Genomic DNA, 215 nt, shown 5'->3' on the forward strand with positions numbered 1-215 from the left:
TACACGGCCACCAGCAGCACCCGCTCGGCCAGCGGAAGACACCACGGCCGGCCACCGCCAGGGCCGTTGCCGCCCCGTTCCCGCACCACCCGCAGCAGCTTCTCGAACCGCCCCATCCGCAACCCGGTGAACGTCTCCACCCACACCGGCTCAGCCCTCAACACCCCACCCATACAGGCAAAATGCCCGCCACCAAGCCTTCTGCAACACCCTTT

1 pseudogene is annotated in these 215 nt (G+C 67.9%); it reads right to left on the reverse strand.

What is annotated here, in order from left to right:
• Positions 1–173: pseudogene (locus tag OO68_RS48210) on the reverse strand (IS5/IS1182 family transposase); the annotation flags it as partial.
• Between the last annotated feature and the right edge of the window lie 42 nt (positions 174–215).

The organism is Streptomyces iakyrus (genome assembly GCF_000717055.1).
Lineage (GTDB): Bacteria > Actinomycetota > Actinomycetes > Streptomycetales > Streptomycetaceae > Streptomyces > Streptomyces iakyrus.